Raw genomic sequence first — 18,933 nt, forward strand, 5'->3', positions numbered from 1 at the left:
TCGTATCTCGTGGCCTGCGTCAGTCGGCGAGCCGCCATCACGTCACCGTCGCCTGTCTGCCGTGGCGCATGTGTCAACGCAATCGCCTCCGGTCTCACGCCCGGCAGGGCACACCGCGCGGCTATTTCGCCTTGCACGAGCGGCGCAGTGCGCCCTACCGGCTCGACCCGACGCCACCGGGATCTCAGCCACAGAAGCGCCGGGGAGTTCCATTTCTGAACGACGGACTCTCTATTGCGACGCCGGGACGTGAGTCGTTCCAGGGCGCGCTGATTCCCCACCCGTTTTCGCGGGCGGCAATGGGCGGGACTGTGTGGTTAGTCTGATTCTTCGCAGATCAGCGCTACGGCGACGTCGCCGAGGCTGCTGACAATTGCATCTGCTTTCGCGTCCTTGAAGGGCTGTAGCTTCCGTTCGCGGTTGGCGTAGCCGATGACTCGTACGCCGGCCGCCTGTGCACCGGCGATGTCGCCGAGCGAGTCGCCGATCAGCACGCAGTCGCTCGGCTCGGCGCCGAGGTCAAACACGGCGTGCAGGATCGGCTCAGGGTTTGGCTTCATGCGGGCCGGGTCGGCGTAGGCGCGCCCGATCACGGAGGTGATGTAGGGCGCAAGCCGCTTCGCGGTCAGGTACTCCATAACCGCGCCCGCAGAGTTGTTGCTGACGATGGCGATCGGCTTGCCGGCCTTGCGGGCGGCCACAATGACCTCCCGTGCGTACGGGGTAGGCGCCGAGGACCGCACCGCGTGCAGCTCGGCCGCGCACAGAGCATCCTCGACCGCACGCGTGGTCTCGGGTTGCCGCAGCGTTCCGACCCACCGGAGCAGCTCCAGCGGATCGGCGGTACCGAGCAACTCTTCCGAGAGCGTGACGCCCTGGGCGTGAAGCAGTGCGCGGAGGTCATCGGCGACGCTGAGCGCGGGGTATCCAGCGAAGATCGCGCACACCGGTCCGTCGAAATCGAGCAGCAGCGGCCCACGCCCCGCAAGAAGCCGGCTCAGGGTTGCGTCGCCGGTCACGGCTCGTACTCCCGGGCAACGCTGTTCCACAGCGAGTCGAACCAGGCGCGCGAGCTATGGACGAACTGGGTCCCCATCGCCTCATCGTCGTCGGTGACTGCGTAGTGGAACAGCGGCACGTCCTTGCCCATCAGGTCGTAGATTGCCAACGGCGTGCCCTTGATCGTCACCGTGCGCTCAACCACGGGGTAGAAGCCGAAGAACACCTCGTCGTTGTTGAGGATGTACAGCTTGCACTGCGGCGCGCCGCCCCACACCCGCACGGCGACGGTCGCCGAGGGGATGAGCCCGAGTTCGCCCAGCTCGTTGACCTGGTCGAGGATGCCGCTCGCCGCGCGTCGGGTGATCCGTTCGGCGCGTTCGCGTACCGCTGGATCGTCGGACTGTGTTTCGGCCCTGGCGGGCAGGGCCACCGGTCCGGAGGTGTCGTACAGGAGGACGCGCACGGCCAGGGATTCGGGCGTCAGGCTGCCGGCGCGCACCTTGTCGAGGGTTTCGCTGAGCGCGTCGCGTAGCGTCTCCCCCGAGAAGCCTGCAAAGTCGATCGCCACGTGCGAGCGCTCGAATGCGGCCTCGATGTGCGGACGGAGCTCCACTGGGCGTTGCGTCTGGGAGTGGAAGCGGCTACTCAAGGCGGCAGGGCTGCGAGACGGCCGGTTGCACGACGCCCGGCACACGGCGGCCACCGTGCTCCTGATCCTCGAAGTCGCCGAACGGGCGGTGATGGGCATCATGGGCTGGTCCAACTCGGCCATGGCGAAGCGGTACCAGCACATCACGGGTCAGGTGCGGCGAGACGTGGCGAAGCGCGTCGGCGGGCTCCTGTGGCGACCTGCCGAAGAGGCCGACGACGCCAACTGAGACCAAAACTGAGACCGCACGCGAAAACGCCCGGTGACTCACTCAGAGTCGCCGGGCGTTCGTGCTGGCCAGGTGCGGTGGCGCGGGGATTCGAACCCCGGGAGGAGTTACCCCCTCACACGCTTTCGAGGCGTGCTCCTTAGGCCACTCGGACACGCCACCGCCGAAGAGGTTACCTGACCCCCCAACCCCGTCTACGCGGGGGCTCACCGTTTGGCAGGATCACGGGTATGAGCACGCACATCGGGGCCGAGCCGGGGCAGATTGCCGAGCTTGTCCTGCTGCCCGGGGATCCCCTCCGGGCCAAGTGGATCGCCGAGACCTACCTCGCGGACGCCACCTGCTACTCCACCGTCCGGAACATGCTCGGGTTCACCGGGACCTTCCAGGGGGTCCGGGTGTCCGTACAAGGGTCCGGCATGGGCATGCCCTCGGCCAGCATCTACGCGCACGAGCTGATCAACGACTACGGGGTCAGGTCGCTGATCCGGGTCGGCAGCTGCGGGGCCATCCAGGAGTCGCTCAAGCTGCGCGACGTGGTGGCGGCCATCGGGTCCAGCACCGACTCGATGATGAACCGGCAGCGGTTCGACGGGCTGATCGACTACGCGCCCGTCGCGGACTTCGGGCTGCTGCGGACCGCCGTCGACGTGGCCGCGGAGAAGGGGATCGCGATGCGGGTCGGGCCGATCCTGGCCGCCGACGCCTTCTACACGGACCGGCCCGACCTGTACGACCGGCTCGCCGACTACGGGGTGCTGGCCGTGGAGATGGAGTCTGCGGCGCTGTACACGATCGCGGCGCGGTTCGGGGCCCGGGCGCTCACCCTGCTCACGGTCAGCGATCACATCAAGACCGGCGAGCGGACCACGGCTCAGGAGCGGGAGCAGACGTTCGGGCAGATGGTCGAGATCGCCCTGCAAGCGATCATTGCCTAGAATCCGACATAAGGTATAAATCCGATAAGTCGTGGCACGGAGTGCCCGACTTATCGGACCTGCGGCGCCGCGGGAGGACCCACGGCGCCGCACAAGCACCACAGCGCGCCGCAAGCCGCGCAGCGCGCCGCAAGCCGCGCAGCGCGCCGCAAGCCGCACAGCGCGCCGCAAGCCGCACAGCGCGCCGCAAGCCGCACAGCGCGCCGCAAGCCGCACAGCGCGCCGCAAGCCGCACAGCGCGCCGCAAGCCGCACAGCGCACCGCAAGCCGCACAGCGCCCCGCGACAGGTGAGGCGGGTGGCGAGGGCTACGAAGCCAAGGCCGTCGTCGGAGAGAGCCGCGCCGCGCGCATCGCCGGATACAGCCCCGCTACCGCGCCGATCAGCAGCGTTGCCGCCAGGCCGCCGGCCAGAGCCCACAGCGGGAGCACCGCCGGCCAGTCGCGCAGGGCGGCGTACGACTCGGTGACCAGGAGGGCGAGCACGACGCCGGCGGAGCCGCCCAGGAAAGCCAGCAGCAGGGATTCCGACAGGAACTGCAGACGGACGTGCGAACGCGTGGCGCCCAGCGCGCGGCGCAAGCCGATCTCCGAGCGGCGCTCCAGGACCGAGATCACCATCGTGTTCGCCACGCCGACGCCGCCGACCAGCAGGGCTACGGCGCCCAGGCCGAGCAGCAGGCCGGTGTACGCCTGGTCGGTCGCGGCCTTCGCGGCCAGTGCGTCGGACGGGCGCGAGACCTGGACCTCGTTCGGCGACTCCGGGTTGGCGGTCGCGGCCAGCACGTCGGCGACCTGGGACACCGAGTCGTCGCGGGAGCGGCTGTAGATGGTCGTCGGGTACCCGTCGAAGCCGAGCACCTCCGTGGCGGCCGGCCAGCCGATGAGGGCGGCGCTGTCGAGCTCCGGGGCCAGGGGTACCGGATCCAGGATCCCGACCACCGTGAACCAATGGTCGCCGAGCCAGACGTTCAGGCCCAGGCCGGAAGTAAGGCCCAGGATCGACGCGGCGCGCGAGCCGAGCACGACGGTCGGGTAGGTCGGCGCGGTCAGCCAGGTGCCGGCGTGGACCGTGATGCCGACCGTCGCCGGCAGGTCGGGGCGGGCGGCCAGGACCGCGATGCCGCCGGACTCCGCGGACGGGATGCGGTCGGTGCGGTACACGTGCGCCGACGGCACCCGGCCCGTGGCCGACACTCCCGTGACCGGGCCGATGCGCGCGACCATCGCCTCCGCGCCGTCGGGCAGGTGGGAGTCGGCGCCGAAGAACGACTTGCCGGGGCCGACCGTGAGCAGGTTGGTGCCGAGCGCGGCGAGCTGGCGGTCGACCTGGGCGCGGCTGGACGCGGAGATGCCGACGACGGACATCATCGCGGCGATGCCGATCGCGATGCCCAGCGCCGAGAGCACCACCCGCAGGGGGCGCGTGCGCAGGCCGATGAGACCGAGGCGTACGACGTCGGCGGGTCTCATGCCAGCCGCCCGTCGCGAAGCGCGAAACGCGAAGGCAGCGCGGCCGCGATGTCGCGGTCGTGGGTGATGACCACGACCGTCGTGCCGGCCTCGTGCAGGGAGCGCAGCAGTGCCATGACGCCGGCGCCGGCCGCGCTGTCGAGGTTGCCCGTGGGCTCGTCGGCCAGCAGCAGCGGCGGGTCGCCGAGGACCGCGCGGGCGATCGCGACGCGCTGGCGCTCGCCGCCGGAGAGCTGGTGCGGGCGGTGCGAGAGGCGGTGGGCCAGGCCGACCCGCTCCAGGGCCTCGGCCGCCCGGCGGCGGCGCTCGGGGAGGGCGACGCCGGCATAGAGCAGCCCGTCGGCGACGTTGTCCAGCGCCGACAGGCCCGGGGCGAGGTGGAACTGCTGGAAGACGAACCCGATCGTGGTCGCCCGCAGGCGGGACAGGCCGGCGTCCGACAGCGCGGCCACGTCGCGGCCGTCGATGCGCACCGTGCCGCTCGTCGGGACGTCCAGCGCGCCGATGAGGTGCAGCAGGGTCGACTTGCCGGAGCCGGACGGGCCGACGATCGCGGCCAGGGCGCCGGCGTCGATGCGCAGCGAGACGTCGTCGAGGGCGGTGACGCCGCCGGGGTACACCTTGCGAACCTCCGTCAGCTCGATCATCCGGCCACCCCGACGGTCAGGCCCTCGGCGAGATCGGGGCCGGTGACCTCGACGTTGCCGGAGGCGAAGAGCCCGGTCTTCACGGCGACCGTGCGCGCGGCGCCGTCGCTGACCAGCTGCAGGCCGTACCCGCCCTCGGCCAGCGCCACGAGGGCGCTCACCGGCACGATGAGCACGTTCTCGCGCTGCTGCGACACGAGGGTGACCTTCACCGGCGCCGCGTCGTACGTCCCCAGCTTCGCCTGGTCGGCGACGGTGACCGTGACGTCGACGGTGACCTTCGTCTGGTTGTTCTGCACGGTGGCCGTGGCGACCGCGCCGATGGCCGAGATCCGGCCCGGGACCACGGTGTCGTCGGGCAGCTTGACCGAGGCGGCCGCGCCGACCGCGGCCAGGCGCTGCTCGGTCACGTCGAGCTGCACGGTGACCAGCCGGGTCGAGCCGGTCCACTGCAGGATCGGGCCGCCGGCGTTGTCGCCGAGGTGGGCCTTGACCTCGCCGACGCGCACGGCGTCGGGCGCGACGACGATCCGGCCGAGCTCGACGGTGCCGGTCTCGGGCAGGCCGAGGTCGTGCTGCCAGTCGCGCACGGCGTCGGCGGTGGCGCCGGTGTACGAGTCGTCGGCGGTGAAGCCCTTGTAGCCCAGGGCCGCGAGGTTGGCCTCGAGCGCGGTCACGTCCTCGCCCTCGTCGCCGGGGCGCAGCGGGCGGTAGAACGGGGCGGCGACGTAGAAGAGCACGACCGGGTGGCCGTCGACGCGGTACATCGCCTCGCCCCGCCGTACCGCCGAACCCTCGGCCGGCAGGGCGGTGACCGTGCCGGGCAGGCGGCCGTTCACCGTGACCGGGTCGCCGAAACCGAGCGTGCCGTCGACGTCCTCGATGGCGGTCAGCGTGCCCTTCGTGATCTTCGCCGTGTGCGGCGGCGGCGGCGCGGCGGCCGGCGGAGAGGATCGATGAAATCCGGCATAGGCGAACAACCCGATAAGCGCGACCCCGACGCCACCGAGCAGCATCCAGCGCCTCACCGCTGCACCACGCCCTTGCAGGCGTCCGTGGCGGCCTTGAACTCGGGGCTGTTGAAGTCGATGTTGCCCTTCAGGAGAGCCGAGAGCCCCGAGTTCGGGTCGGGATCCGGCATGTCGACGCCGTGCTCCCGCATGCACTTGGCGAAGGCGCGGGCCTGTTCGAGCTGCTCCGGCGAGAGGTTCTTCAGCTCGCCGCCGTTCGGCAGGTACTGCTGGCACTGCGACGCCGCCGCCAGCGCCTTGTTGCGGTCGGTCGTGGCGCCCGCGTCGAACTGCAAGTTGCCGTCCGGCCCGGGGTCGGGCACGTCCACGCCGTGCTCGCGCATGCACTTGGCGAACTGCCGGTTGGCCTCGGCCTTGTCGACCGAGGCGGAGGGCCGGGGGCCGCCGGAGGAGACCGTGGCGACCGAGGGGCCCGACGGCGCCGAGGAGCAGCCGGCGAGCGCCAGCAGCAGGGCTGCGACCAGGATTCTTCTCATGTGAACCAGTCAATGCGCGCTGCGATAAGACGGTCGTGAGCGCGGCGGCTTATCCCCGGCTTACACAGGTACGCGGCACGATGAGGGCATGCGCGTGTTGGTGGTCGAGGACGAGCAGCTGCTGGCCGACGCCGTGGCCGAGGGGCTGCGCCGCGAGTCGTTCGCGGTCGACGTGGCCTACGACGGCGAGGGCGCGCTGCAGCGGCTCGGCGTCAACGAGTACGACGTGGTCGTCCTCGATCGCGACCTGCCCGCGATCGACGGCGACGAGGTGTGCCGGCGGGTCAGCGCGACCCTGCCGGAGACCCGCATCCTGATGCTGACCGCCGCCGCGGCCGTGGCCGAGCGCGTCGCCGGGCTGTCCCTGGGCGCCGACGACTACCTGGGCAAGCCGTTCGCGTTCACCGAGCTGGTGGCCCGGGTCCGGGCGCTCGGGCGGCGGGCCCGGGCGGCCGCGCCCCCGGTGCTGGAGCGCGGCGACCTGCGGCTGGACCCCAACCGGCGCGAGGTGTTCCGGGACGGGCACTACGTCGGGCTGACCCGCAAGGAGTTCGCCGTGCTGGAGGAGCTGCTGCGGGCCGGGGGCGCGGTCGTGTCGGCCGAGCAGCTGCTGGAGCGGGCCTGGGACGAGCACATCGACCCGTTCACCAACGTGCTGCGGGTGGTCGTGATGACGCTGCGCCGCAAGCTGGGCGATCCGCCCGTGATCGAGACCGTCGCCGGAGTGGGGTACCAGATCCCGTGAGACACCTTCGCATCCGCGCCCGCCTCACGCTGCTGTACGGCGCGCTCTTCCTCGCCGGCGGCGCCTTGCTGCTCGGGGTCACGTACCTGCTGGTCAAGCAGAACATCCACCAGCGCACCGAGGGCGTGACCGCCCTGCCGGCCGACGTCAAGGTGGCGCTGGGCGACCAGCAGCTGCGGCTGCTCGACTTCATCAAGCAGCTGCAGGAGCGCCAGCAGCATGTCGAGGAGGACACGCTGCACTCCCTGCTCACGCAGGGCTCGATCGCGCTCGGGCTGGTCACCGTGCTCGGGGTCGGGTTCGGGTGGCTGATGGCCGAGCGGGCGCTGCGCCCGGTCGGGCGGATCACCGAGACGGCCCGGCGGGTCGCCGGCGGCAACCTGCACGAGCGGATCGCGCTGGCCGGGCCGCGGGACGAGATCAAGGAGCTCGCCGACACGTTCGACTCGATGCTGGAGCGGCTGGACCAGGCCTTCGAGGGGCAGCGGCGCTTCGCCGCCAACGCCTCGCACGAGCTGCGCACGCCGCTGACGATCAACCGGACGCTGATCGAGGTCGCGCTCGGCCGGCCCGACCCGCCGCCGGAGGTGGTCCAGCTCGGCGAGACGCTGCTGGCCGTCAACGCGCGCCACGAGCGGCTCATCGACGGGCTCCTCACGCTGGTCGCCTCGGACCAGGCGCTCACCGTGCACGACCGGGTCGACCTGGCCGAGGTGGCCCGGCACGTGGTCGGCGATCCCGCCGACGAGGTCGTCGCGGCCGACCTCGGGCCCGCGCCGGTCGTCGGGGACCCGGTGCTGCTCGAGCGGGTGGTGCAGAACCTCGTCGACAACGCGCGGGCCTACAACGTCCCCGGCGGGCGGGTGTGGGTGTCCACCGCGCGCACCGGCGCCACGGCGCGGCTGGTCGTGGAGAACACCGGGCCGCATGTCCCGGCGTACGAGATCCCGGGGCTTTTCGAGCCCTTCCGGCGGCTCCGCTCGAGAACCGGATCGGCGCGGGGAACGGGGCTGGGGCTGTCCATCGTGCGCTCGGTGGCCGTGGCGCACGGCGGCACCGCCGACGCCGAGCCGCGCGAAGGCGGCGGGCTCAGGGTCACGGTGACCCTGCCCACACAAAACTAACCGACCGGTCGCGTTTTTTGTTGGTACCGTCAGGGGCATGACGACAGATGGACGGCTCGCGCGCGGGGAGCGGGCCCGAACCGCCGCCCTCGACGCCGCGATCGTGCTGGCCACCGAGTCCGGCCTGGACGGCCTGTCCTTCAGCCAGCTCGCCGACCGCCTCGGGGTCAGCAAGTCCGGCCTCTTCGCGCACTGGCGCACCAAGGAGGAGCTCCAGCTCGCCGCGATCGAGCACGCCCAGGAGCGCTACACCCGGGTGGTGGTCCTCCCGGCGCTCAAGCAGCCGCGCGGGCTGCGCCGGCTGTGGGCGATGCACGACCGGCGCCTGGCCGACGTGGCCTCGGGCGACCTGCCGGGAGGCTGCTTCTTCTGCAACGCGCAGTTCGAGTTCGCGGCCCGGCCCGGCGTGGTGCACGACCGGCTCGCCGAGGCGCTCGGGCTGTGGCACGTGCTGCTGGAGCGGCTGATCACCGAGGCCATGCAGCTCGGCGAGCTGGGCCCGGACACCGACCCGGCGCAGCTGTCGTTCGAGCTCAACGCGCACGAGACGGCGGCCATCTACGAGTCGCGGCTGCTGCCGGCGAGCCAGATCTACACGTACGCGCGCACCGCCGCCCTGGTGCGGCTGCGCGGCCTGAGTCCGAAACCCGAACTCCTCCCGGAGGCCTGAGATGACCACAACAGCCGTACTGCCCGGCGCCATCGAGCCGTTCGTCGTGCACTTCGACGACCTCGACGCGATGGGAATCGTGCACAACGCGCGCTACGCGGTGTTCCTCGAGCGCGCCCTGTCGAACAAGCGGGGCCACTCCTACGCCGGCGGCCGCCCGACGACCACGGACGTGATGCACGCCGTCGCCGAGTACTCGATCTCCTACCGCGCCCCGGTCCGCGGCACCGGCGAGATCGGCGTGCACTTCTGGCTGGAGTCGCTCGGGGAGAGCAGCGCGGTGTACCGCTTCCGGATCATCTCGGCGGACGGCCGGACGGTCCACGCGGAGGGCCGCCGGGTCAACGTGAAGCTCGACCCGCGCACGCTGCGCCCCGCCCCGTGGAGCGACAACGCCCGCGAGGTGGCCGGCGCGCTACTCGCCCCGGTGGGTGCCGAAGAAGGCACGCAGCAGGACTGAGGACTCCTCCTCCAGCACCCCGCCGATCACCTCGGGGCGGTGCGTGAGCCGCCGGTCGCGCAGCACGTCCCACAGCGAGCCGGCGGCGCCCGTCTTGGGCTCCCAGGCGCCGAAGACGACGGTGCCGACGCGAGCCAGCACGATCGCCCCCGCGCACATCGTGCACGGCTCGACGGTCACGACGAGGGCGCAGTCGGCCAGGCGCCAGCCGTCGCCGCCGCGGGCCCCGGCCGCGCGGCGCAGGGCCAGCATCTCCGCGTGCGCGGTCGGGTCGCCGGTGAGCTCGCGCTCGTTGTGTGCGGCCCCGAGCTCGGCGCCGTCGGGCCCGAGGACGATCGCCCCGATGGGCACGTCGGGCCCGGCCGCCGCCGCCACCTCGAGGGCGCGGCGCATGGCCGGCTCCCAGACCCTCCGCGAGGCCGTCACACGGACTCGCGCAGTTCCTCCACCTCGTCGCCGGCCCCGATGGCCTGGCAGATCTCGGCGGTGATGTCGGCCGGCAGCATGCCCTCCTGGATGCACAGCTCGAGCAGGCGGCCGCTCGGCATGCCGAGGTCGGACAGGATGTCCGGGTCGCCGGCCGGCTCGATGTCCGGTTCGGCGGTGGGCCGTTCCTCGTCCTCCTCCTCGTCGCCCTCGGCCTCCTCGTCCTCGTCGACGTCGGGCTCGGCGATCTCGGGCAGCCGTTCCTCGATGTCACCCAGGAGGATGGCGCCGAGGCGCGACTCCTCGGCGAACAGCACGTCGGAGCCGAAGATGCGCAGATCCTCGCCCTCGTCGAGGCGCAGGATCACCAGGTAGGCATCGTCGGACTCGACGAACAGCAGCGACACGGACGCCTCCGGATCGGCGTCGCGCAGTCGATCGGTGATCTCTTCGATGTCGGCGACGCCGCTGAGGTCCAGCTCGGCTGCGGCCCAGCTCCCAGCGCCGCGCGTGACAGCGGCAGCGAAGTGCGACACGGTCCCCCCGGTCGGTGCTCGTCGGTACGCGTGAACACTATTCGAGCGGGTTGCTGCTTGGCGGCAAAGGGCCCCGGAGTTCAGTCGGCGAGTCGCCGACGGCTTGCGATCAGCTCGCGCAGACGGTCGGCTCGCAGCCGCCGCGGATGGAGCCGCTCACGGATCGCTTTCGCGTCCGCGAGTTCGACCAGCAGCGCGAGCCGCCGGCGACGCCGCTCGGGGTCGAGCCGCTGCAGCCTCAAAGCCATGTTGCTGAGGGTGATCCTCGCCGGAATCCACGTCAAGAGCGCGGGCCGAAGTCCGACGAACGGCTACTCTGGGTGGCCGTTCGGTCTCACCAGAGCAGCCAGACGCCGCCCGCGAGACGGTAGGCGACCATGATCCCGGCGATCGCCACGGCCACCCCGCTCGCCGCCGCCACGCCCACGGCGACGCCCCGGTCACCGAAGCGGGCGAGGATCGCGGCGGCCGCCCACGCGAGGATCCCGGCGATGAGGGTGATCCAGACGTACCCCCGGGCGGACCCGGTCATCATCAGCCCGAACAGCAGCATCCAGGCCGAGCCCGCCCCCGCGCCGGCGGCGACCATCGGCCCGCGGACGGGCAGTGGCTCGCGGTACGTCGGGCGGGGCGTGCTGACCCGGAACACCGGCGGGCGCAGCGCGCCCTGCCAGGAGCCCATCTGCGCGGCCGGCGTGGGCGGCCGGGCGGCGCTCAGCCGGGGCGGCGGCCCGACGACCGGCGGCCCCATCGCGCCGGGCCAGGGCTGGCGCGCCGCGGTCGCCTGGAGCTGACCGGGCGGGCCGCCTGGTTCTTTCCATTGCGACTCACTCACTGCCACATCAGCAGCTTAGCCCGGGGCGTCAGGTGAAGACCGCGAGCCGCTTCTGGCTGACGCCGCCGACCGTCGTGAACTCACCACCGGCCGTCACCTGGTGCAGGTTCTCGCTGGCGGCCAGGGTGCGCACCCCGACGATGCCGTTGGCCTGCGGGGCCCAGTCCAGCAGCCGGCCGGAGGCGTCGACCGCGGCGAGCTTCACCCGGGAGAGCGAGCCGCCGGTGCAGGCGCCCTGGCTGCCGTTCTGGTTCGTCTTGCACGCGCGGTCGAAGTGGCCGCCGATGTACGCCACCCCGCCCAGCACCGCCACGGCCTGCACGTCGCCGTCGAAGACGCGGGTCCAGCGGACCTTGCCGCCGGGCGTGTACGCGGCCGCGCGCCCGCCCTGGCCGCCCTGACCGGCGTAGACGGTGCCGTCGGCGCCGACGGCGACCGAGGTGACGACGGCGTCCGGGCGGGGCTGGAAGCCGCGGTCGAGCGACCCGTCCGCGGGGTCGACGGCGCTGAGGCGAAGCGAGTTCGCGACGTTGTCGGTCCGGTGGAAGGAGCCCCCGAGGTACACCCGCTGCGGCGTGAAGGCGAGCGCCTGGACGGCGTCGTCGGTCGTCGGCGCCCACTTGCCGTCGAGCGCGCCGGTGGCGAGGCTGAACGCGGCCAGGTTGGTGCGGCGGGCCGAGTCGACCCCGGTGAAGCGCCCGCCGACGTAGAGGCGCCCGCCGCCCACCGCCAGCGCGACCGGCGACCCGGCGATGGTGTGGCTGAACGCATCGACGGCGCCCGTCTTCGCGTCGAGCTTCGCGAGGGAGTCGCGCTTGGCGCCGCCGATACGCGAGAAGTCACCGGCCGCGTACACAGAGTTACCATCGGCGGCGATCGCGCGGACCGTGTCGTCGGCCGCCGGGGCCCAGTCCAGCAGGGCGCCGGTGCGGGCGTTGAAGGCGGCGAGACGGGTGCGCGGGTAGCTGCGCCCGCCGACCACCGCGTTGGCGAACGAGCCCCCGACAAAGACGGTGTCGCCCAGGTAGGCGGCGCTGTAGACGGCGCCGTCGAACTGCGGGCTCTTCTGGACCGTGGCCGCATCGGCCGAGCCGCCGATCAGCAGGGCGCCGACGGCGACCGCGGCTACCGCAAAAGGGATGAAACGCATGAGCCGACGGTAACGGGACGTAATCGCGCGAATCGGCGGGAATAGGTCGACATAAGTCGTTCGGCGGGCGTCCCGAGCCGAACGGGTGAGCGGGGGATGTGCGACAGTTCCGCAGTGCGTGATGCGACGTTGAACGTGGCGGTGATCGGGCTCGGGCTGATCGGCGGATCGGTCCTACGAGCGCTCGCGGCGCACGGGCACCGGGTCAGCGGCTACGACGCCGACCCGGCGACCCGGGCGACCGCGCGCACCGCCGCCGCCCAGGCGCCGGCCAACGCGCGCTGGCACGTGACCGCCTCGATCGCCGACGCGGTGCGCGACGCCGAGCTGGCCGTGGTCGCGGTGCCGCTGCCCGCCGTCGGGGCGGTCTTCGACGAGCTGGCTTCGCTGGCGTACGTCGGCGTCGTCACCGATGTCACGTCGGTCAAGGGCCCGGTGCGCGACCTGGCGGCCGACCGCCTGCGCACCGGCGGCCAGTCGCTGGCCACGTTCATCGGCGGCCACCCGATGGCCGGCCGCGAGACGTCGGGCTTCACCGCCGCCGACCCGCGCCTGTTCAACGGCTGCGCGTGGGTGCTCTGCCTCGGCGAGGACGGCGCCGGCCTGCGCGACTGGGTCGAGCTCGCGGCCCTCGTCACCGGCCTCGGCGCCCGGGTCGTGCCGGCCACCGCCGACGAGCACGACGCCGCCGTGGCGGCCATCTCCCACGTGCCGCACCTCGTCGCCGCCGCGGTCGCCGCGCTCATCTCGAACGACCCGCTCGCCGGCACGCTCGGCGCCGGCTCGTTCCGCGACGGCACCCGGGTCGCCGCGTCCCGCCCCGAGCTCACCGCGGCGATGTGCGGCGGCAACGCGCCCGCCGTCGGCCGCGCCCTGGACACCGTGCTGGCCGAGCTCAACGCGGCCCGCGCGGCGCTGGACGGGGCCGACCCGATCGGCGCCCTCACCCCCTGGCTGACGCCCGGCCACACCGCCCGCCTGGCCTGGCCACCGCAGCCCGGCGAATCCGCCGACCTCCCGGCCCGCGCCGACGTCCTGCTGCGCCTGGGCCGGGTCGGCGGCTGGATCGAGTCGGTGTCAGCCGACCGCCGGACCGTCCGCGCCGTCCGCCCGGCCTGAGAACACCCGCGCGTCGGTCACCACGGCGGTGACCAGCGCGGCCGGCGTGACGTCGAACGCCGGGTTGACGGCCGCGGTCCCGCTCGGCGCCGTGGCGCCCGTGATCTCGGCCGCCCCGCGGTCCTCGATCTCCACGTCGGCGCCGGTCGCCGTCGCGAGGTCCACCGTGGACTCCGGCGCCACGCAGATGAACGGGATGCCGGCCGCCCGGGCGCCGAGCGCGTGGGCGTACGTGCCGATCTTGTTCACCACGTCCCCGTTGGCGCAGATCCGGTCCGCGCCGAGGATCACCGCGTCGACCTCGCCGCGCGCCATCAGAAACGGCCCGGCGGAGTCGACGGCGAGCCGGTGCGGCACGCCCGCCCGCCGCAGCTCCCACGTGGTGAGCCGCGCCCCCTGCAGCAGCGGCCGGGTCTCGCTGGCGATCACGCCCCGCAGCGCCCCGCGCCGGTGCAGCTCGAACACGACCGCGAGTGCCGTGCCGTCGACGACCGCGGCCAGCCCGCCGGTGTTGCAGTGGGTCAGCAGCCGGACGTCGCCGCCGCACAGCTTCTCGACGAGATCGGCCCCGCGCCGCGCCATTTCGGCGGAGCTCACGATCTCCTCGTCCCGCACGCGCAACGCCTCGGCGAGCGCCGCGTCGAAGGACGGCAGGACCGCCGCGACCCGCCGGGCGCCGCGGGCCAGGTTGACCGCCGTCGGTCTGGCGGTTTCCAGGAGGTGTACCGCATGAGCCCGCTCGTCCGCGTCCGAGTGCCGGGCCGCGGCCAGCGCAACACCGAGCGCCCCGGCCACGCCGAGCGCCGGCGCCCCGCGTACGGCGAGCCGCTGGATGGCATCGACAAGCGCTTCGACGCTCTCCAGCCGCAGGTACACGACCTCCCCCGGCAGCCGGGTCTGATCGACGATGACCACCGCCCCGTCGACCCAGTCAATGGTGCGGTGAAAGCGTTGCTGGCGCTCGCTTCGCTCGGGCGCGCCGGGGGGTTCCCACCCCGGACCCCCCATGCTCGCTCCGCTCGCACCGCCTACTCGCATGAATGCCCCCTTGTCCCCGATAGCATTCGGCCGTTCGGCCGTTTTCAGGAAAGCGCCAAACGCCGGACGTTGACGCGCGTACATTCGGTTTTCATGAGCTCCGCACTGGTGCTCGCGGCGGTCCCGCTGCTCCTGGCCGCGGCACTGCTCGCGTTGATGAAGGTTCCGACCAACCTGCAGCTGACCGTCACCGACACCGCCCTCGTCATCGAGCCGCAGGGCCTGGACCGTTGGTGGACCCGCCGCGACCGCATCGAGGTTCCGCTCACGTCGATCTCCTCGATCCGGATCGCCCCGCGCTCGGAGGCCCCGCCGCCGTCCGGCCGCCACGCCGCCCTGCACATCGAGGGCCTGATCACGGCCGGCGCCTGGGCCGACACGTTCTGGGACGTCCGCCGCGGCGACCAGCTCCTGGTCATCGAGTGCCTCCCGGGCGCCGAGTTCGCCATGCTGGTCCTGCAGTTCGCCAACCCGTTCGCGACCCTGACCCGCACGCGAACGGTACTCGCACCCCAGCGCGTGTCCCACTCCTGACGCCGGTCAGGGCCACCAGTCACACACGTCGCGACAGGTCTGCAGCCAGTCCCGCGTCACATCTTGATCCGCCAGCTGCTCCACCACGACCGCCGCGACCCGGAAGCAGCCGCCGCGCTGCCACTGCCGGACCGCCCGCCGCCGGACGGCGAGCCGCTCCTGCGGGCTGAGCGAGCCACCCACCTCACCCAGCCGCCGCACCACGGCGGAGGGCCAACTCCGGCGGGATGTCGCCGCCGGCCTGCAGCGCGGGCAACAGCTGATCGGCCCGCAGATTGGGCGCCAGCCCGGTCAACGCGTTGGCCCGGGAATACGCGTCGGTAACGCCGACGGCCGCCCGGAACGCCGCATCGAGCACCTCGGCGACCGGCCGGAGGGGAGCCAGCCGGGCCAGCGCGGCCGCGCGGAGGTATTCGCCGGTGATGGCGGCGGCGGCGCGCAGTGCCAGGTCGACCACCACACCCGCGCGATCGGGCGGCACGCACGATGCCAGGCCGGTCAACGCGACGGCGCGGGAGTACGGGTCCGTGATGGCCTCGGCCGCCCGCAGCGCCTCGCCCACCACCGCGGACCGGGCCTCGGCCGGCACGTGGGGCACCAGACCGGCCAGGGCCTGATGACGCGTCCCGGGATCGGCCAGGCGGCGAGCGTGGCTCAGGGCGCGGCGCACGTCCCAGACGCCGTGCTCCACGAGCAGGCGCAGCAGCGGCGGCGAGAGGTTGTTGGTGATGGTGTGCACGCTGGCCCGCATCAGCGCGTACCGCATCTCGGCGCCGAGGCCGCCGTGGCGGTCGGGCGCCGCCTGCGCGGCCCCGGCGGCGAGGTCGAGGGCCAGCAGGTACTCGTCCAGCGTGCCGGCCCGGTCGTGCGCGGCGAACCAGACGTTCGTGCGGCCGCCGGGGCCCGTGGGCGTGTCCGCCGACAGCAGCCGGTGCAGGTCGTCGGGGCGGCCGGCGCGCACGAGGTGCCGGGCGAGGTGGCGCAGGGCGTAGCCGCCGTCCTGGTCGGCCAGGCCGGGCCGCGCGGCGAGGTGCTGCAGGCCGTCGCCGAAGTCGGTATCGTCGACGGCGGCGAACCGGCCCAGCTGGTGCGCGTCGCACCGGCTCGCCGGCGGCCGCCAGCACCGACGTTCACCGCCACCGCGCCGGCGCCCGAGGCGCTGAGGTCCTGCCGATCGATCACCGCGTCACTCGTCTCATCGCGCGCCCCTCGCCGGTCGGCCGGCTTTACGACTACCACCGACGAGGGGTCACGGAAAAGGGTCGTGCTCAGGCGGCGTACGCGATGTTCATGTCCGGGGCCGTCAGGATGTTTGACTGGACGTACACCAGCTCGATCGTGCAGGCCGTGTAGAAGCCCGGCAGCGGGATCGGCGGGGGCGGGAATGACGGGGTGAACGTCAGCGGCAGCAGGCCGAGCACGTTCGCCGAGAACTTCGTGGTGTAGAACTTCACGTTGCCCTCCACCGTCAGCTTGCTGCTCTTCGTGAGCAGCAGCCGTCCGGCGCCGGGGGTGTCCAGCTCGAACGGGGTCGACACCGAGTTCTTCATCGAGAAGGCCAGGACCTTCACCTTGGTGCCGTCCCGGCGGGGCAGCTCGGCGACGCCGTCGTACGTCAGGTCGTCCATCGTCATGACGTCGGCCTTCAGGATGGACGGCTCGGCCGCCACGAAGGGCTGGCCCGCCGCGACCTCGGCCTTCTTGTTGTTCGGGGTCGGCGAGGCGCTGGCCGAGGCGCACGGGGCCGAGCGCGTCGCCGTCGGCTTGGCCGTCGCGCTGGCCGAGGCCGGCGGCTTCGGGGACTCCGTGATGCTCGGCGACGGGCTGGCCTCCGCCTTCTGCTCCTCTTCCTTCTTGTCGCCGCCCGTGAACAGGTCGTTCAACCAGCCCAACAGGCCGCCCGGCTTCTCCTCCGTCTTCGCCGGGGACGGCGTCGGCGTCGGCGTCGCCGCCGGCTGGATTGTCGGGTCGGTCGCGGCGGTCGTGGCGCCGGGGGCCGGCTTCGCCGCCGTGGATCGGGCCGGGGACGACGACGGGCAGGCGGCGGGGGCCGCGAAGGCCTCGCCGGTGCGGTGGGCGGCGCCTACTACCGCGGCCGTCAGGACGACGGCCATCAGGAGCGGGCCCAGGTGACGGCGCTTCGGGAGCTCACCTGGGCCGTGGGGTGGGGGGAGCTGCTCATCGGCGCTTCCGGCACCGAAACCTTCCCCATACGAGTGCAGCGGGCTGACCTGCGTGGTCGGGAGCTCGTCGGTCAGCACGCCCGAGGTGGGGCGCTCCGGGGCGTAGCCGGAATCGTCCAGCATGTCGTCGAGGCGGCCGTCCTCTTCCTCCTCGCCCTCCGGGGCCGGGTCGGCGGCCTGCGGGGCGGAGTCCGCGTCCGGGGTCCAGGCCACCGTCAGGCCGCCACCGACCAGGCCGAGCACCGTTCCCAGGAAGAAGCCGCCCAGGTTGAGGCCGATCAGCGAGTACAGCGCCACGACGGTGCCGAGGATGCCGTAGAAGAGGCGCTGCTGCGGCGTGAACCACGACAGGGCCCCGCACAGCAGCATCATCAGCGGCAGGACGTAGGACAGGAAGCCGGTCGGGCCGAAGTGGACTTCCAGCGCCAGATGCATGTTGCCGCTGAGGAAGAGCTCCAGGCCCGACAGGAGCATCAAGAGCCCGCCCCAGAAGGGGCGATAGAGCGCCCACCCACCGTTGTTCGCACGGTCTTTCGCGTGCGCGGCGCGCGAGGTGGTCACTGCGTCCTCCAGGTCGAGATGTACAACAGGAAGCCCGCGGGCGAACCCGCGGGCCCTGGTCGAGCGGTTAGAAGCACTCCTCCGGCTTCGCGCCGGTCGAGACGCTCAGGTCGAGGCCGCTCAGCTTGAAGGTGCCGGCGGTGGTGGACCACGCGACCTGCTTGAGGCCGGTGATGGTCACGCTGTCCGCCTGCTGGGCGAAGCCACCCTGCAGGCCCTTCGCGTTCGCGCCGCCCTTGGACAGGTCGGAGGCGTCGATGCCGATCTGGATGTTGTTGAACGTCGCGTCGCCCTGCAGCGAGGACATGTTGATCAGCAGGTCGGTGGCCTCGGCCGGGTTGTTCTTGTCCTTGCCGGCGTGGATCACCATGCTGGCCGGCAGGCCGGGGATCTTCACCGACTGGCAGAGGTTGTACAGCTTCGCGCTGGCGATGCCGGAGACGGCGACCAGGTGGTTCTTCGGGTCGTACGGGTCGCTCGGGTTGCCGCCCTTCTCGGTCGCCACGCCGCCGTACTGCACGAAGCCGGTGCCCTCGAGCCGGTCGGCGGAGACCTTGAACTGACTGCCGGAGACGTTGAACGACGCGGCGATGGCGCCGGTCGCCTGGCCGAACACGATGGCGCCGGCGATGAAGCTGGCCGGCACGACGACGGTAGCGAAACGCTTCCATCGCGTGCGGCCCTTCACCGCGCTGCCCTGAGCTACGGACACGTAGGGCTCCTCTTGTCGCGGGGTGCTGATGGTGCGGCGCTCCTGCCGTGCGGGCGCTCGCTTCGCGCTGGCCGGGACCGGCCTCCGGGTCGCAGCCGGGGGCGGAGTTCCAAGGTGTGCCAAAGGCCGGGTCGGGGCGTGCGGACGATGTTGCCGGGTCCCTCGCGCGCGTACAAGGTCGGTGATTACTGACCGGTAACCCCCGTTCGGGCGAAATTCGCACGCTGCGTAGTCGGTGACGGGGATCTTCCGGGCGGCGACCACCCCTCAAAGTCCTGCAATTCGGACAGACATCGGCTGTGATCGTCACCACAGGTAGCCGATCTTGGGCTTTGTCACGGTTTCGTAACGACAAACTCCGGAGGTTCTTTTTTGATATCGAACCCCATCAGTTTCC

23 protein-coding genes, 1 tRNA gene and 1 pseudogene are annotated in these 18,933 nt (G+C 72.5%); 8 read left to right on the forward strand and 17 right to left on the reverse strand.

The annotated features are described in order from the left end of the window. Nucleotides 1-317: 317 nt before the first annotated feature. The gene (locus ACQEVU_RS48300) at nucleotides 318-1,019 is read right to left on the reverse strand and encodes an HAD family hydrolase (protein ID WP_433336792.1); all 702 of its coding nucleotides are present in this window, start codon (nucleotides 1,017-1,019) and stop codon (nucleotides 318-320) included. Then, nucleotides 1,016-1,633: pseudogene (locus ACQEVU_RS48305) on the reverse strand (GntR family transcriptional regulator); the annotation flags it as partial. The pseudogene ACQEVU_RS48305 and the gene ACQEVU_RS48300, both read right to left, overlap by 4 nt. On the opposite strand from ACQEVU_RS48305, the gene ACQEVU_RS48310 reads away from it, so the two are divergent. Then, on the forward strand, nucleotides 1,596-1,880 hold the full coding sequence (locus ACQEVU_RS48310; protein ID WP_433336794.1) for a tyrosine-type recombinase/integrase: 285 nt from the start codon (nucleotides 1,596-1,598) through the stop codon (nucleotides 1,878-1,880). The pseudogene ACQEVU_RS48305 and the gene ACQEVU_RS48310 overlap by 38 nt on opposite strands. 75 nt (nucleotides 1,881-1,955) lie before the next feature. Here ACQEVU_RS48310 and ACQEVU_RS48315 read toward each other — a convergent pair. Then, nucleotides 1,956-2,042 (reverse strand) — tRNA-Ser (locus ACQEVU_RS48315). Between the two features lie 68 nt (nucleotides 2,043-2,110). On the opposite strand from ACQEVU_RS48315, the gene deoD reads away from it, so the two are divergent. Then, complete coding sequence (gene deoD, locus ACQEVU_RS48320; RefSeq protein ID WP_433336796.1) at nucleotides 2,111-2,818, forward strand: purine-nucleoside phosphorylase; 708 nt, start codon at nucleotides 2,111-2,113, stop codon at nucleotides 2,816-2,818. A 307-nt stretch (nucleotides 2,819-3,125) separates the two neighbouring features. Here deoD and ACQEVU_RS48325 read toward each other — a convergent pair whose 3' ends face one another. The 4 genes from ACQEVU_RS48325 to ACQEVU_RS48340 are packed head-to-tail and all read right to left on the reverse strand — an operon-like array spanning nucleotide 3,126 to nucleotide 6,443. Beyond that, nucleotides 3,126-4,289, reverse strand: a complete 1,164-nt coding sequence (locus tag ACQEVU_RS48325) for an ABC transporter permease (protein WP_433336798.1) — start codon at nucleotides 4,287-4,289, stop codon at nucleotides 3,126-3,128. Next, complete coding sequence (locus ACQEVU_RS48330; RefSeq protein ID WP_433336800.1) at nucleotides 4,286-4,936, reverse strand: ABC transporter ATP-binding protein; 651 nt, start codon at nucleotides 4,934-4,936, stop codon at nucleotides 4,286-4,288. The genes ACQEVU_RS48325 and ACQEVU_RS48330 overlap by 4 nt, the downstream gene beginning before the upstream one ends. Next, the gene (locus ACQEVU_RS48335; protein ID WP_433336802.1) at nucleotides 4,933-5,964 is read right to left on the reverse strand and encodes a peptidoglycan-binding protein; all 1,032 of its coding nucleotides are present in this window, start codon (nucleotides 5,962-5,964) and stop codon (nucleotides 4,933-4,935) included. The genes ACQEVU_RS48330 and ACQEVU_RS48335 overlap by 4 nt, the downstream gene beginning before the upstream one ends. Further along, entirely contained in the window at nucleotides 5,961-6,443 is a 483-nt protein-coding gene (locus tag ACQEVU_RS48340; protein WP_433336804.1) for a hypothetical protein, read from the reverse strand. Before ACQEVU_RS48340 ends, ACQEVU_RS48335 begins: the two co-directional genes overlap by 4 nt. Before the next feature lie 88 nt (nucleotides 6,444-6,531). Between ACQEVU_RS48340 and ACQEVU_RS48345 the strand changes: the two genes are divergently transcribed. The 4 genes from ACQEVU_RS48345 to ACQEVU_RS48360 are packed head-to-tail and all read left to right on the forward strand — an operon-like array spanning nucleotide 6,532 to nucleotide 9,442. Beyond that, a complete protein-coding gene (locus tag ACQEVU_RS48345) occupies nucleotides 6,532-7,188 on the forward strand; it encodes a response regulator transcription factor (RefSeq protein ID WP_433336806.1) in 657 nt (218 codons plus the stop codon). Further along, complete coding sequence (locus ACQEVU_RS48350) at nucleotides 7,185-8,312, forward strand: sensor histidine kinase (protein WP_433336808.1); 1,128 nt, start codon at nucleotides 7,185-7,187, stop codon at nucleotides 8,310-8,312. Before ACQEVU_RS48345 ends, ACQEVU_RS48350 begins: the two co-directional genes overlap by 4 nt. A gap of 37 nt (nucleotides 8,313-8,349) precedes the next feature. Beyond that, nucleotides 8,350-8,982 carry a TetR/AcrR family transcriptional regulator gene (locus ACQEVU_RS48355; RefSeq protein WP_433336810.1) on the forward strand — a complete coding sequence of 211 codons (633 nt, stop codon included), beginning with the start codon at nucleotides 8,350-8,352 and terminating at the stop codon, nucleotides 8,980-8,982. A 1-nt stretch (nucleotide 8,983) separates the two neighbouring features. Beyond that, nucleotides 8,984-9,442, forward strand: a complete 459-nt coding sequence (locus tag ACQEVU_RS48360; protein WP_433336812.1) for an acyl-CoA thioesterase — start codon at nucleotides 8,984-8,986, stop codon at nucleotides 9,440-9,442. Here the strand turns inward: ACQEVU_RS48360 and ACQEVU_RS48365 are convergent. The 5 genes from ACQEVU_RS48365 to ACQEVU_RS48385 form a co-directional block, all read right to left on the reverse strand. Further along, nucleotides 9,398-9,835 carry a nucleoside deaminase gene (locus ACQEVU_RS48365; RefSeq protein ID WP_433336814.1) on the reverse strand — a complete coding sequence of 146 codons (438 nt, stop codon included), beginning with the start codon at nucleotides 9,833-9,835 and terminating at the stop codon, nucleotides 9,398-9,400. The two genes, ACQEVU_RS48360 and ACQEVU_RS48365, sit on opposite strands and share 45 nt — an antisense overlap. A 29-nt stretch (nucleotides 9,836-9,864) precedes the next feature. After that, nucleotides 9,865-10,404, reverse strand: coding sequence for a tRNA adenosine deaminase-associated protein (locus ACQEVU_RS48370; protein ID WP_433336816.1), 540 nt, complete (start codon nucleotides 10,402-10,404; stop codon nucleotides 9,865-9,867). Between the two features lie 80 nt (nucleotides 10,405-10,484). Next, nucleotides 10,485-10,688, reverse strand: coding sequence for a hypothetical protein (locus ACQEVU_RS48375; RefSeq protein ID WP_433336818.1), 204 nt, complete (start codon nucleotides 10,686-10,688; stop codon nucleotides 10,485-10,487). Between the two features lie 50 nt (nucleotides 10,689-10,738). Next, nucleotides 10,739-11,245, reverse strand: a complete 507-nt coding sequence (locus tag ACQEVU_RS48380; RefSeq protein WP_433336820.1) for a hypothetical protein — start codon at nucleotides 11,243-11,245, stop codon at nucleotides 10,739-10,741. Between the two features lie 22 nt (nucleotides 11,246-11,267). Next, on the reverse strand, nucleotides 11,268-12,389 hold the full coding sequence (locus ACQEVU_RS48385; RefSeq protein ID WP_433336822.1) for a hypothetical protein: 1,122 nt from the start codon (nucleotides 12,387-12,389) through the stop codon (nucleotides 11,268-11,270). Nucleotides 12,390-12,503: 114 nt separating this feature from the next. Here ACQEVU_RS48385 and ACQEVU_RS48390 point away from each other — a divergent pair, with 114 nt between their 5' ends. Further along, on the forward strand, nucleotides 12,504-13,508 hold the full coding sequence (locus tag ACQEVU_RS48390; protein ID WP_433336824.1) for a prephenate dehydrogenase: 1,005 nt from the start codon (nucleotides 12,504-12,506) through the stop codon (nucleotides 13,506-13,508). Here ACQEVU_RS48390 and mtnA read toward each other — a convergent pair. Further along, nucleotides 13,467-14,516: an S-methyl-5-thioribose-1-phosphate isomerase gene (mtnA, locus tag ACQEVU_RS48395; RefSeq protein ID WP_433336826.1), complete on the reverse strand. Its 1,050-nt coding sequence runs from the start codon at nucleotides 14,514-14,516 to the stop codon at nucleotides 13,467-13,469. The two genes, ACQEVU_RS48390 and mtnA, sit on opposite strands and share 42 nt — an antisense overlap. A 123-nt stretch (nucleotides 14,517-14,639) precedes the next feature. Between mtnA and ACQEVU_RS48400 the strand changes: the two genes are divergently transcribed. Next, a complete protein-coding gene (locus tag ACQEVU_RS48400) occupies nucleotides 14,640-15,080 on the forward strand; it encodes a hypothetical protein (protein WP_433336828.1) in 441 nt (146 codons plus the stop codon). 6 nt (nucleotides 15,081-15,086) lie between these two features. On the opposite strand, the gene ACQEVU_RS48405 is transcribed toward ACQEVU_RS48400, so the two are convergent. The 4 genes from ACQEVU_RS48405 to ACQEVU_RS48420 form a co-directional block, all read right to left on the reverse strand. After that, entirely contained in the window at nucleotides 15,087-15,263 is a 177-nt protein-coding gene (locus ACQEVU_RS48405; RefSeq protein ID WP_433336830.1) for a hypothetical protein, read from the reverse strand. Nucleotide 15,264: 1 nt separating this feature from the next. Beyond that, entirely contained in the window at nucleotides 15,265-16,041 is a 777-nt protein-coding gene (locus tag ACQEVU_RS48410) for a hypothetical protein (protein ID WP_433336832.1), read from the reverse strand. 307 nt (nucleotides 16,042-16,348) lie between these two features. Further along, a complete protein-coding gene (locus tag ACQEVU_RS48415) occupies nucleotides 16,349-17,824 on the reverse strand; it encodes a DUF6114 domain-containing protein (RefSeq protein ID WP_433336834.1) in 1,476 nt (491 codons plus the stop codon). 67 nt (nucleotides 17,825-17,891) lie between these two features. Further along, nucleotides 17,892-18,536 carry a DUF6230 family protein gene (locus ACQEVU_RS48420; RefSeq protein WP_433336836.1) on the reverse strand — a complete coding sequence of 215 codons (645 nt, stop codon included), beginning with the start codon at nucleotides 18,534-18,536 and terminating at the stop codon, nucleotides 17,892-17,894. Between the last annotated feature and the right edge of the window lie 397 nt (nucleotides 18,537-18,933).

This window comes from Dactylosporangium sp. CA-139066 (assembly GCF_050936175.1).
Lineage (GTDB): Bacteria > Actinomycetota > Actinomycetes > Mycobacteriales > Micromonosporaceae > Dactylosporangium.